The 13,321-nt window shown below is 61.5% G+C and carries 10 protein-coding genes; 6 read left to right on the top strand and 4 right to left on the bottom strand.

Annotated features, from left to right (window positions below; translation table 11 throughout):
* Positions 1 to 3: 3 nt before the first annotated feature.
* Both PQQ52_RS05345 and PQQ52_RS05340 read right to left on the bottom strand, forming a co-directional pair.
* Positions 4 to 3,243, bottom strand: coding sequence for an efflux RND transporter permease subunit (locus PQQ52_RS05345; protein ID WP_408207545.1), 3,240 nt, complete (start codon positions 3,241 to 3,243; stop codon positions 4 to 6).
* A 400-nt stretch (positions 3,244 to 3,643) separates the two neighbouring features.
* A complete protein-coding gene (locus PQQ52_RS05340) occupies positions 3,644 to 4,774 on the bottom strand; it encodes a mandelate racemase/muconate lactonizing enzyme family protein (RefSeq protein ID WP_408207543.1) in 1,131 nt (376 codons plus the stop codon).
* Positions 4,775 to 4,902: 128 nt separating this feature from the next.
* Between PQQ52_RS05340 and PQQ52_RS05335 the strand changes: the two genes are divergently transcribed.
* The 5 genes from PQQ52_RS05335 (at position 4,903) to PQQ52_RS05315 (ending at position 9,608) form a co-directional block, all read left to right on the top strand.
* A complete protein-coding gene (locus PQQ52_RS05335; protein WP_408207541.1) occupies positions 4,903 to 5,796 on the top strand; it encodes a LysR family transcriptional regulator in 894 nt (297 codons plus the stop codon).
* A gap of 147 nt (positions 5,797 to 5,943) precedes the next feature.
* Positions 5,944 to 6,903 carry a dihydrodipicolinate synthase family protein gene (locus PQQ52_RS05330; RefSeq protein WP_408207539.1) on the top strand — a complete coding sequence of 320 codons (960 nt, stop codon included), beginning with the start codon at positions 5,944 to 5,946 and terminating at the stop codon, positions 6,901 to 6,903.
* 94 nt (positions 6,904 to 6,997) lie between these two features.
* Positions 6,998 to 8,305, top strand: a complete 1,308-nt coding sequence (locus tag PQQ52_RS05325; RefSeq protein ID WP_408207537.1) for an MFS transporter — start codon at positions 6,998 to 7,000, stop codon at positions 8,303 to 8,305.
* A gap of 217 nt (positions 8,306 to 8,522) precedes the next feature.
* Positions 8,523 to 9,161: a LysE family translocator gene (locus PQQ52_RS05320; protein ID WP_408207535.1), complete on the top strand. Its 639-nt coding sequence runs from the start codon at positions 8,523 to 8,525 to the stop codon at positions 9,159 to 9,161.
* A 69-nt stretch (positions 9,162 to 9,230) separates the two neighbouring features.
* Entirely contained in the window at positions 9,231 to 9,608 is a 378-nt protein-coding gene (locus PQQ52_RS05315; RefSeq protein WP_408207533.1) for a hypothetical protein, read from the top strand.
* Positions 9,609 to 9,638: 30 nt separating this feature from the next.
* Here PQQ52_RS05315 and PQQ52_RS05310 read toward each other — a convergent pair whose 3' ends face one another.
* Positions 9,639 to 11,351 carry a SulP family inorganic anion transporter gene (locus PQQ52_RS05310; RefSeq protein ID WP_408207531.1) on the bottom strand — a complete coding sequence of 571 codons (1,713 nt, stop codon included), beginning with the start codon at positions 11,349 to 11,351 and terminating at the stop codon, positions 9,639 to 9,641.
* A gap of 225 nt (positions 11,352 to 11,576) precedes the next feature.
* On the opposite strand from PQQ52_RS05310, the gene PQQ52_RS05305 reads away from it, so the two are divergent.
* On the top strand, positions 11,577 to 11,993 hold the full coding sequence (locus tag PQQ52_RS05305) for a hypothetical protein (protein ID WP_408207529.1): 417 nt from the start codon (positions 11,577 to 11,579) through the stop codon (positions 11,991 to 11,993).
* A 10-nt stretch (positions 11,994 to 12,003) separates the two neighbouring features.
* Here the strand turns inward: PQQ52_RS05305 and PQQ52_RS05300 are convergent, their stop codons facing one another.
* Entirely contained in the window at positions 12,004 to 13,314 is a 1,311-nt protein-coding gene (locus PQQ52_RS05300; RefSeq protein WP_408207527.1) for an MFS transporter, read from the bottom strand.
* Between the last annotated feature and the right edge of the window lie 7 nt (positions 13,315 to 13,321).

The raw sequence follows: 13,321 nt of genomic DNA, 5'->3' as shown, positions 1-13,321 counted from the left end.
ACGTTACGCGGGCTTGCCTTCACCGCCGTGGTCCGGTGCGGGGCCGTCATGGCCATGCCCACCGTCGCCATGGTTACCCGTGGTATCTGTGTCGTCATCGTCGCGGCGGCGCCGCGCGAGACGCGTATGAATGCCCGCGAACACCAGCGGCACGAAAAACAGCGTGGACACGGTGGCGAACAGCAATCCGCCGATCACCGCGCGGCCGAGTGGCGCATTCTGCTCGGCACCCTCACCGAGACCCAGCGCCATCGGAATCATGCCGATGATCATCGCGAACGCGGTCATCAGCACCGGCCTGATCCGGCTTGCACCGGCTTCGAGCGCGGCGGTGAGCGGCGGCGCACCGGCGGTGAGCCGCTGGCGCGCGAACGACACCATCAAAATACTGTTGGCGGTGGCGACGCCCATCGTCATGATCGCGCCGGTCAATGCGGGCACGCTCAAATGCGTGCCGGTCAGAAACAGCATCCATACGATGCCCGCCAGCGCCGCGGGCAAGGCGCTGATGATGATCAGCGGATCCACCCACGACTGGAAATTCACCACGATCAGCAGATACACCAGCACGATCGCCATTGCCACGCCAAGACCCAGACCGAAGAATGAACTGCGCATGGTCTGCACCTGGCCGCGCAAGGTGATCTGGCTGCCGCGCGGCAGCGACGCCCGCGCGTCATTCACCAGCTTGTCGACCTGATTCGCGACGCTCCCCAGGTCGCGCTTCTCGACGCTCACGTAGAGGTCGATCACGGGTCTGATGTTGTAGTGCGTGACTTCCGCGAACTGATTCTGCGGCGAGACCCGCACCAGGTTGCCCAACAGTTGCGTGGGTCCGTTGGCCGAGCCCGAGACCGGCGTGCGCAACAACTCATCGATCGATGAAATCTGATACTGCGGCGTTTGCACCGCGACGTTGTATTCGACGCCGTTCTTGTTGTTGAACCAGAAACCCGGCGAGGTCTGCGAACTGCCCGACAAGGAAATGAGCACATTTTGCGCCACATTGCTCGCGCTCAGGTTGAGTTGCTGCAGGCGCGTGCGGTCCATCTGAAGATTGATGGCCGGCTCGTCCAGTTTCTGCTGGATGTGAGTGTCGACGGTGCCAGGAATCATCCGCACCTGTTTTAGCAGCTTGCGTGCAACGTCGAAATTGCCCTCCTGATCCGCACCGGAAATCTGCACATCCACGGCGGCGGGCAAGCCGAAGTTGAGAATCTGCGTGACGATGTCGGCCGGTTGAAAGAAGAATTCGACACCCGGAAAGCGCTGCGGCAAGACCGCGCGCAGTTTGTCCAAGTAGGTTTGCGTCGGCTTGTGGTCTTCGTTCAGGGCCACCTGAATTTCACCGTCGAGCGTGCCGATCGTGCCCGCGTTGCTATACGAGAGATTGATACCGCTATACGGCAAGCCGAGATTGTCGAGAATCGTGCCGAGATCTTTAGGCGGTACGACCTCGCGGATCACTTTCTCGACTTCATCCGCGAGGCGCGCGGTTTCCTCGATGCGGGTGCCGGTTGGCGCACGCATATGCAGGCGAATGTCGCCTGCGTCCACACTCGGGAAAAAGTCTTCGCCGAGCACGAAAACCAGCCCCATCGACACAATGCAGAAACCGAGGAACAGACCGCCGAAGCGGCCCCGGCGCACCAGCACGCTACTGAGAATCACGATGTACGCGCCGCGCATGCGCTCGAAACCGGCGTCGAAACGGTGATAGAGCCGCATGAACAGATTCGGTTTGGCACCGGCCCTGGGCTTGTGCGCATGGCCCATCAGCAGCATCGCCATGGTCGGCACCAGCGTGCGCGACAGGACGTACGAGGCGAGCATCGCGAACACCACCGCTTCGGCGAGCGGCACGAACAGGTAACGCGCGACGCCAGTCAGGAAGAACATCGGCACGAACACGATACAGATACACAGCGTCGACACGAGTGCCGGAATCGCGATTTCGCCGGCGCCGTCGAGAATCGCATCGTGCAGATTCGTGCCCATATGCAGATGCCGCTCGATGTTCTCGATCGTCACCGTCGCGTCGTCGACCAGAATCCCGACCGCCAGCGCGAGACCGCCCAGCGTCATGATGTTGATGGTCTGCCCGAGCGCGTGCAGTGCGAGCAACGAGGACAGGATCGACAGCGGAATCGAAATCGCGATGATGCAGGTGCTGCGCCAATTGCCGAGAAACAGCAGAATCATCGCGGCGGTCAACGCGGCGGCAACCAGCGCCTCACGCACTACACCTTGCACCGCCGCTTTCACGAACACCGACTGGTCGAACAGCGCCGTGATGTGCAGGTCCGGCGGCAATGCGGCGCGCGCGGCCGGCAGCAGGCCTTGCAGCGTATTGACGATCGACAGTGTCGACGCGCTGCCGTTCTTCAGCACCGACATCAGCACGCCGCGATGTCCGTCCTGCCGCACGATATTGGTTTGCGGCGAGAAGCCGTCGCGCACGTGAGCGACTTCACGCAGATACGTCGTTGCGCCATTGAGCGTGCGCACCGGAATGTCGTTCAGCCCTTCCACCGTGGCGGGCGAGCCGTTCATATTGATCGTGTATTCCTTCGGCCCGATCTTGGCCGTGCCGGTCGGCAGAATCAGGTTTTGCGCATTGAACGCGTTGACCACATCGGACGGCGTCAGGCCCTTTGCGAGCAATGCGCGCGTGTTGAGGTCGACAGAGATCAGACGCGATTTGCCGCCGTACGGATACGGCACGGCGGCGCCCGGAATCGTCACCAGTTGCGGGCGCAGGAAGTTCAGTGCAGTGTCGTTGAGCGCCTGCTCGGAGAGCTTCGGACTCGACAAGCCGAGCTGGATCACGGGAATACTGGAGGCCGAGTAGCTGATCACCAGCGGCGGCGTGGCGCCAGGTGGCATCTGTTTGAGCTGCGCCTGTTCGACGGCCACCGTCTGGGCGATCGCGGTCTGGATGTTCGCGTTCGGCTGCAGGAACACCTTGAGAATGGTGATGCCGGCAAGCGACTGCGATTCGATGTGCTCGATGTCGTTGACCGTGGTGGTCAGACTGCGCTCGTTGACCGACGTGATACGGTTGGCCATGTCTTCGGCCGACAAGCCCGTGTAACTCCAGATGATGCTGACCACCGGAATATTGATTTCCGGCAACACGTCGACCGGCGTGGTCAACAGCACATAGGGCGTCGCCAGCAGGATCAGGATGGCCATCACGATAAACGTGTATGGCCGCTTAAGCGCAACGTTGACGATCCACATGAAACGCGCCCGAGAGAATGCCGATAGGAATTGAATCGCCGTGACTGGACGGTCGCGCTGTTTCAGCATTCGACATGCCGAAGCCGGCAAACATGACACCATGTTGCCGGGGCGAATGCCCGCGCCTCTCCCGGTGAATCAGGCCTTATGCTAGATCGATAGCACCAACGCCTGCATGGCGCCAAAATGGCTAAATTGTCAGGAAGGCTAATGTAAGGATAGACGACGCTTCGAGCGCATGGGGGTTGATGATGCGCAAACGTTTGATGAGAGCGAGATACGCTCTTTTAATGGAATTGCTAAAGCATGTCTCGCTGTAATGCCGTGAAACATGCCTTTAGAATTTATAGCGCAATGCTAATACCTTACGCTCAGACTGGCGTCATGCAAAGAGCCTGCGTCACGCCTGGGCAATCACCGTCCACTTGCCGTACTTCGCGACCTCACGCTCGTCGAAATCGAAGCCGAGGCCTGGCGTCTGATGCAATACGATGCGCCCGTTCCTGTGGCCGAGCTGACGATCGATCAGACGACGGAAATTGAGCACCTGGTCGTCCCAGAAGTACTCGACATAGCGAGCGTTAGGTGTGGCCGCAACCAACGGCGCATGCACGTCATGGAACCAGTGCGGACACATCACCACGCCATAGCTCGCGGCAGTTGCCGCAATCCGCCGCCATTCGCTGATGCCCCCGCACACCACCGCGTCGGCCTGCAGAATCGCCGCGCCGCCTTTGTCGAGCAGTTCTTTGTGATACCAGCGGCCATAGCCGATTTCGCCGGTCGCGACCGGCACGCGCGTCAGCCTGGCGAGGCGCGCGTGGTTGTCGATATCATCAGGAGAAAAAGGTTCTTCGACGAAGTACGGATCGTATTGCTCGATCCGCCGTAGATGCTGCAAAGCCTGGGTTGTGTCGGTCCAACCGTTGTTGATGTCGATCATCAGTTCGACATCCGGGCCGACGGCTTCGCGCGCGGCGCGCACGCGCGCTTCTTCTTCGCGCGGTGAAAGGCGGCCGCCCTTCATCTTCACGGCCTTGAAACCCATCTCGACGTAGCTCGCCATTTCTTCGCCGAGCATGCCCGGGGACTTGCCGTCGAGATAGTAGCCACCGCTCGCATACGCGGGCACGGTCTCGAGTTCGACCGCACCGAGGTACTTGTGCAGCGGCACGTTATGGGTACGCGCATTCAGGTCCCACAACGCCGTATCGAGAATACTGATTGCGCGCATTACCGTGCCGGCCCGGCCATGCAGCAACGCCTCCTGATACATCGCCTGCCAGAGCCCCTCGACCGCATACGAGTCCTTGCCGATCAACACCGGCGCCAGCAATTGCTCGACGGCCACGCGCAGCAGTTCGCCACCCGCACTGCCGACATAACAGAAGCCGATCCCTTCCACGCCGTCGGTCGAGCGCACTTTCACCAGACCATAGTGACGCGACGAAACCGTGCGCGTTGCAAACGAGGTCACGCGATCAAGCGGTACATCCGCCGCGCAAACCGACACCGATTCAATCCTTGGCATTTCCACACTCCTCCATTTTTCACAGGCCGTCCGCGTCTGATGCGCGTTCGGTGAGATCGAAGTGTGATAGCCGCGGGGCGTCAAAAACAGTATCCTTTGGCTTCTTCAAAAGATAAAAATTCTATTCGATGGACTCGCGCTATCTGCAGAGCTTTGTCTATGTGGTCGAACTCGGATCGATCGCCGAAGCCGCGCGCAGGCTCGATCTGACGCCCGCTGCGGTCGCGCAGCGCGTGAAGATGCTCGAACAGGAACTCGGTGCGAAGCTGGTGCGCCGTTCGGGCCGCACAGTCGGCACAACCGAGGCGGGCGAACGCATTCTGGAACGCGCGCGCACGGTGCTGCACGATATTCGCGACCTGAAGTCCGACCTCAACGACGAATCGGTACTCGCGGGTCAGTTGCGGCTGGGCGGCACGCCCACCATGATGACGAGCCTGATTCCCGACGCGCTGGCCGGGCTGCTCGCACAGCATCCGCAGATCGATATCTATCTGGAGCCGGGCAATTCGGTCGACCTCTACCGCAAGGTAGTGAGCGGCGATCTCGATGCGGCAATGCTGGTTCAACCGCTCTTCGATCTGCCGAAAAGCTGCGACTGGCACACGTTTCGTGAAGAGCCGCTGGTGCTGCTGACGCCCGCGTCGATGCAGGTCGACGATCCGCATGCGGTGCTGCGACGCGAACCGTTCGTGCGCTACGACCGCAATGTGGTTGGCGGGCAACTGGCCGATGGGTATTTGCGTCAGCACGGTATCCAGCCGCATCAGCGCTGCGAGCTCGACGGGCTCGATGCCATCGCGGTGATGGTGGACCGTGGGCTCGGCGTGTCGCTGGTGCCGGACTGGCTGATGACGCGCTTCTCCGGGCTGTCGCTCGCGAAATGGTCGTTGCCACACACGTTTCCGAAGCGTGTAGTCGGCTTATTGTGGGGTCGCTCGTCGGCGCGCATGCGGCTCGTCCACGCGTTCCTGAAGGCGGCACAGACATTGAGTGCCTCACCCGGCGAGACACAAAAATAATTAACGATTGAAGCAAGCGGCTCGCGCTTCTTCGCTGTTCACGGTCACGCAATACTGCGTCGGCACCTGAATGCTTCGCACCGGCATGCCGGGCATTGCCAGCTATTCAGGGACGCGACCTGCATGGACACCGAAGGAGACATTCCCATGAGCACGCCCACGCCCGGCTTACGCGGCGTCCTGTCGCCCGTACTCACGCCGTTCAACGCCGACGGCTCACCCTCGCCCGCCCGTTTCGTCAAACATTGCCGCTGGCTGTTGCGCCAGGGCGTGGGGCTCGCCGTATTCGGCACAAACTCGGAAGCGAACTCGCTGACAGTCAGCGAAAAGCGCGCGCTACTCGACGCTTTGCTCGACGCCGGCTTGCCGTCCGCCCAAATGATGCCGGGCACGGGTGCCTGCGCGCTGCCCGATGCGATCGAACTCACGCGCCATGCAGTGACAAGCGGTTGCCCCGGCGTACTGATGCTGCCGCCGTTTTTCTACAAAGGCGTGAGCGACGAAGGCCTGTTTCGTGGCTTTGCCGAAGTCATCGAAGCGGTGGCCGATACGCGCCTGCGCGTCTATCTGTATCACATCCCGCCGGTCGCCCAGGTGGGAATCAGTTTCGAGTTGATCGAGCGCTTGCTCAAGCGCTATCCGGGCGTAGTCGCCGGCATCAAGGACAGTTCCGGCGACTGGCATCACACCGCTGCGCTTCTGAAGGCATTCCAGAACACCGGTTTTGATGTATTCGCCGGCACTGAAACGCTGCTGCTGTCGACCCTGCAGAACGGCGGTGCCGGTTGCATTACGGCGACCGGCAACGTCAATGCGGCCGCCATCGTGCGTCTTGCGCAGACATGGCACGAGACAGATGCCGCCGACCAGCAGCAACGGCTCAATGACACGCGCGCGATATTCCAGCGTTATCCGATCATCGCCGCTATGAAGGCCGCGATCGCATGGCAATCGGGCGACCCGCAATGGGCCACGATGCGCCCACCACTGATCGAACTCGACGGCGCGCAACTGCACGAACTCCAGCAGGCGCTCGCGCGGATCGGATTCGAAATCGAAGACGCTTCAACGCTCGCAGCCAACTTTCAGGAGACCAGCCCCGCCTAGCCATGGAAACGCGGCTCGCCTGCCCGTACACTCTCACACCGTTCGCCCGCCCCGGCATTCAAAACAACCAGCACGGCGGGCCAGGAGACAAGCCTTGCTCACTCAAACGTCCTACTCTGCCACCGCCGATGCGAACCCGGCCGATCAACTTTTCCGGCGCGTCGCGTGGCGCTTCATGCCGCTGCTGTTCGTCGGCTACGTGGTCGCTTATCTGGATCGCGTCAACGTCGGCTTTGCGAAGCTGCAAATGCTCAGCAGCCTGCATTTCAGCGAAACGGCTTATGGCCTTGGCGCAGGTCTTTTCTTCATCGGCTACTTTCTGTTCGAAGTGCCGAGCAACCTGCTGCTGCATCGCTTCGGCGCGCGTCGCTGGATCGCCCGCATCATGATTACGTGGGCGCTGCTGTCGATGGTTACCGCCTGGGTCCACACGCCATTGATGTTCTACGTGGTGCGCTTTCTGCTCGGCGTCGCCGAAGCGGGATTCTTTCCCGGCATGATCCTGTACCTGACCTACTGGTTTCCCTCGCACCGGCGCGGCAAGATGACCGCGCTGCTGATGGCCGGCATTCCGGTTTCCGGTTTGCTCGGCGGCCCGCTATCCGGCTATCTGATGCACGCCTTCAACGGTACGTGGGGTCTCGAAGGATGGCAGTGGTTGTTCATTGTTGAAGCGTTGCCCTCGATCGTGCTCGGCTTCGTCATCTATCGTTGCCTCGACGATCGTGTGGCCGATGCGACATGGCTCAGCAGCGAAGAAAAGCGCCTGATTCAGGACGAAATCGACGCCGACGCCGTCGTGCGCACGCATGGTTCGGTACGCGCGGTATTCGGCTCGGCACGCGTCTGGCTGTTGTGCCTCGTCCTGTTCGGCGTAGTCATGGGGTCGTACGCGATCGGGTTCTGGCAGCCCACCATCATTCGCGGCACGGGTATCGACGATCCGTTGATGATCGGCTTGCTGACGATGATTCCCTACTCGGTGGCGCTCATTTCGATGATCACGGTGGGCCGTCACGCGGACCGTACGCGCGAGCGGCGCTGGCATATCGTCGTGCCCGCGCTGGTGGCGGCGAGCGGCTTCAGCCTGTGCGCGATCAACGGCGACAGTTCGCTGCTGTCGATGATCGGCCTCACGCTGGCCGTTTCCGGCGTCGTCACCGCGCTGCCGATGTTCTGGGCGCTGCCAACCGCCTTTCTCGGCGGCAGCGGCGCGGCGGCGGGAATCGCGCTGATCAATTGCACCGGCAACCTGGCAGGCTTCATCAGTCCAACCGTGATCGGCTGGCTCAAGGGGTACACGCATACGCTGGCGTCCGGGCTCGTGCTGACGGCCTGCACGCTGACTTTATCCGCCGTGCTGATTCTGCTGTTCATTCCGGCGAAGTTGGTGAATCGCTAAGGCGTGCCGGCTTCGAGCAGCAGGAAGGCTGGTCAACCCTGACGGCATGACCTCGCCTAGCCGGCAAACGCACGATTGTGCTGTCGCACAGGCCATCAACTGTATCTGTGAGATTTGCACGCGGGCGAGCAGAATTGTTGTTCACGCACAGATCCACGCGATTCGCCTGTGCCGCGACGAGCGGCACGGCTTTCCTGCCACCCAGGTTTATCAGCCCATGACCGCCAGTACATTCCTCACCGCCGATGTCCTGATCGCCTATAGCGCCTACTTCGTCGGCACGGCGAGCCCCGGGCCGAGCAATCTCGCGATCATGTCGCTTGCCATGAGTGCCGGCAGGAAATCCGCGTTGACCTTCGCGCTCGGCGTGGTATCCGGTTCGTTCTTCTGGGCGTTGCTGGCGTCGCTGGGTTTGTCGGCGGTACTCGCCACTTATTCGGAATGCCTGGTGGCGGTCAAGATTGCCGGCGGACTTTATTTGCTGTGGCTCGGCTTCAAATCCGCGCGGTCCGCATTCAGCGCGGAAAAGCTGCCCACGAATACCGCACGCGAAGGCGAACCGCTCAAACGGCTCTATTTGCGCGGCCTGCTGCTGCATCTCACCAATCCAAAAGCGATCCTGGTGTGGCTCTCAATTGTCTCGCTGGCCATGTCGCCGGCAGGCGGCACGTCGCACACCGCGCCGGTGGTGCTCGGCTGCATGTGCATCGGCGTATCCGTATTCAGCAGCTACGCCGTACTGTTTTCAACCGCGTCCGCACGGCGTATCTATGTCGCGATCCGTCGCTGGCTGGACGGGTCGCTCGCGATCTTGTTCGGCATTGCCGGGATCAAGCTGCTGACTTCGAAAAGCTAGCCGCGCCTTCGGTACGCGCCCCCTCTGCGATACTGTCGCTCTTATGACTCGAGCGGACAAGCAAACACGATGAGCGGTAGCAACGACCTGAATCCGGCAGCGAAGCACTCGCCATTTCAAAAGCGGTTTTATCTGGCGGGCACCGTGGTGGTGCTCGCCACGCTGATCGCTGCGGCGATCATCTATGCAACGGCTCCAGCGCCAGACAGTGCCGTCTCCATGTACGCGATCGCGGACCCGCGCTATCAGATCGAATTGCAGCGCATCGGCGGGAACGCGGCGGTGCTGATGGCGCAGCTTCATCAGTGGTTCGACGGTCTTTGGCACGGTAGCGCGCTCGCTTATACGGTGGCCGTGCTTGGCGTCCTGCTCGCCGGCGCATGCTTTTTTATCGGCCACTTCTTTGCCGATGACGAGCAGCGGGAACCGCACGAGCCGCAAGGCTAACGCATTGCCACGCGCTCCGGCAAACAGGCCCTATGTCGCCTCTTTCACGTGCCGGCCAGGCTGCTCCACGCCCGCAGCACGCAGCGCCTCGTGCAAGGTGCTGAAAATGCAGCGTGTCTCGACGATCGGTGTGATCCCATGCCGGTCCATATCCGAGCGCAAATAACGGTTCACCCGCGCGAAAATCACCTCGATGCCGCTGCGCTTCAGCGTCTCGCACAATTCGCCGACTGAACGCGCCGCCGAATAATCGAGGTCGGTAATCGCGCTCGCGTCGATCACGAACCAGCGGACCGCGCTCGGCGCATGATCGATCAGGCGGCGCGTGTCGTCGACGAAAAAGTGGTCGTTCGCGTAGAACAGATCGGCGCCGAAGCGATAGACGATCAGCCCCGGCGCTGTCTGGAGTCCGGGCGCGGCCGGCACCGGCACCCAGTTGCCGTCATCACCGGGCGCGAGAATCATGGTGTGCGGCCGGTAGCTGTGCCGCACATGCCGCAGCAGCGACAAGGCCACGGCCACCAGAATGCCGTGCTCGACACCGATCAACACCACGGCGGCCGCGGTAAACACGGCCAGCGTGAATTCACCGGGACTTTCGCGGCGGATCGAGAACAGCGTCTTCAGATTGACAAGGCCAATGGCGATCGTAAACACGATGCTGGCCAGAATGCAGTGTGGCAGGTACTGCAAAAACCGGCTGAAAAACAGCAGCACCACGACCACCACCAGTGCGAAAACAACCTGTGCGAACTGGCTGCGCGTACCGGCGCGATCGGCCATAGCGGTTTGCGTCGGACTGCCGTTCACCACGAAGGCGCCTGAAAACGCCGCCACCGCATTGGCAGCGGCGATACCCAGCAGATCGGCATTGGTATCGACAGTTTCGTGATAACGCTCGGCGAATACGCGGCTCGCGGCAGCGCTTTGCGCGACGATCATCACGAAGCAGGAGGCGGCGACAGGCAGCAGATCGAGTATCTGCTGCCACGTGACGGACGGCATGCGCAGTGGCGGCAGTCCGCCTGCCACTGGCCCCAGCACGGAAATACCGTGCGCCGCGAAACCGTAAATATCGCTTGCGGCAATGCCCGCCACGACCGCGATCAACGGGACCGGTAGACGCGGCAAAAAACGCTTGAAAACCAGAATGGCGACCACTACCAGCGCCGAGATGGCGAGCGTCGGCAGATTGATCTGCGCCGACTCGCGTACCACGAGCGCGAGTTGACCGATGCTGCTAGCGGCATGTCCCGGTACGCCGAACATATCGCCCAGCATGGCGATGCCGACCTGCACGCCGACGCCGGCGAGAAAACCGACCAGCACCGTGCGCGAAAGAAAGTCAGCGAGAAAACCGAGCTTGAAAATCCGCGCGATAAACAGGAGTACGGCCGTGAGCAAGGCGACCATCCCGGCGAGCGCCGCATATTCGGCGCTCGAAGCCGGTGCCATGGTCGATAGCCGGCTGGCGAAAATGGTGGCGGTGGCAGAGTCGGCAGCGACTACGAGGTGCCGCGATGCGCCAAAGAAGGCGAACGCAATGAGCGGCAGAAAGACGGTGTAAAGACCCGTGACAGCAGGCATGCCGGCAATGCGTGCGTAGCCGAGCACCTGTGGAATATCCATCGACGCCAGTTGCACGCCGGCCAGCGCATCGCGCGCCGCCGCGGCACGGCTCAAAGGAAGTACGCCTTTCAATACGCTAAAGCGCGTAGTGATGTTTGCCAGAAAATCCCGCATACGCGATCGTGCCCCGAACTTAGGTTATCGCGCATCGTGCCGTGACTCCGCACTCAAAGGCAAGGTTTGAGGCTTTGATCGGCAAGAGAAAATGACTACAAGCGGCAATGGCTCCGAACCCGCCGCTGTTGCCGCCCCACTTTGACTTAGCGCTTGAACTGCCCTGTGAGCGGATCCACGTGTCGCGCGAAACCAAATAACGCGGCGATACAGATCGGACAGGCGATGATGAACACGGCCAACATCTTGCACCCCGTAACAAATTGTTACCGCAAGTTTAAGCGATTGCCGTGCGAAATGAATGAGGGAAAACGCAAAACACTGTTGCGGCGCATTACAACGCCGTTACTGTCAGACGGCACGCCGACGCATGAAAATACCCCTGAAATTCAGCAAATTGCACCAAAAAACGCGTTCAACACCAAGCGATATAACGCGCAAACCTTTGCTCGCCTACAAATCGGTTACGCCATATACACGCCAACTTTCATCTTCGCGACGAGGCAATTAGACGACCGCTTCTACTGGCTCGACGAGACCATTGCCACCGCCGCCAAGGACATTCCCGGCTATGCCGGCGAAGAGGCGTGGAAAAACGCGTCGACTGGACCAACTGCCCAAACCGCACCGCCCGCGCCATGAAAGTGCGGCCCTACTTCGCTTCCTTGAACAGCACCACGCCCACGAAACTCACCAGTCCGCACGCCAGGACGTACCATGCCGGCGCGTAGAAACTACCGGACATGCGCCACAACGCGCTAACGATCAACTGCGCGAAACCGCCGAAAATCGTCACGCCCAACGCGTAGATGATGCCGAGCGAGGTCGCCCGCACTTCCGGTTTGAACGCTTCGAGAATCAGCACGAAACCCGCTGGACTCGACAGCGTCATCAAGCCGATCAGCACGAATACGACAAGCACCACCGTGTAGATCGACGGCCAGGTTTTGATCGCGTGAAATGCCGGCAGCAGCACCATCAGCGACACCACCGACACCGCGTACAGCAATGTCTTGCGACGCGCCATGCGGTCCGCGAGACGGCCGGCGAACGGCGAACCGATCAGTAGTACGAGACCCGCCGTGCAACCGGCCAGCAGCGACACCGCGGCGGGCATGCCGGTCGTCATCGTCAGGAACGATGGCAGGAAAAACACGATCACGTACATCGACGAGGTGCCGCCTATCACCAGCATCGTGCCCGCCACGATCTGCCGCCATTCCAGGCGAGGCTTCGGCGAAGCCGCTTTCGCGGCATGCGCCGCCGGCAAGGTCTCGTCCAGATGTTTGCGCAGATAGAAGCCGAGCGGCCCGATCAACAGCCCGAGTAGAAACGGCACGCGCCATCCCCAGGCAAGCAATGCCTCGTGCGACAGGCTGCGTGAGAGCGTCACCGCCACCAGCGCGCCGACCAGCGCCGCGCCGCCCTGCGAGGCCATCTGCCAGCTCACCAGCGAACCGCGCCGCCCCACGCTTCCGGACTCCATCAGCAAGGTGGTCGCCGCGCCCACTTCTCCACCCGCCGAAAAACCTTGCAGCAAACGGCCCAGCACGATGATCGCCGGCGCCGCCAGACCGATCGTCGCGTAAGTCGGTGCGAGGCCGATCATGCCGGTGCCGAGCGCCATCAGCGATACGGTGAGCACGAGGGCCTGCTTACGGCCCACGCGGTCGGCATACGCGCCGATCACGATGCTGCCGAGCGGCCGCACGACGAAGCCGACGCCGAAGGTTGCGAGCGACATCATCAGCGCGCCGGCCTCGCTGCCGGCCGGAAAGAACAGCTTGCCGATCAGCGCAGCGAAGAAGCTATAGACCGTGAAGTCGAAGAACTCCAGTCCGTTGCCGAGCGCCGCGGCGAAGATAGTCCGGCGCAATGTGCGCGGCTCTGTCGGGTTGGTCGCGTCGGTCGCGTCGGTCGCATCGGTCACGACTGCACTAGCCTGGTGTTGGATTGCATTCATGGGGAAA

Source organism: Paraburkholderia sediminicola (assembly GCF_046030555.1).
Taxonomy (GTDB): domain Bacteria; phylum Pseudomonadota; class Gammaproteobacteria; order Burkholderiales; family Burkholderiaceae; genus Paraburkholderia; species Paraburkholderia sediminicola_E.
This window is presented reverse-complemented; position numbering and strand designations above follow the sequence as displayed.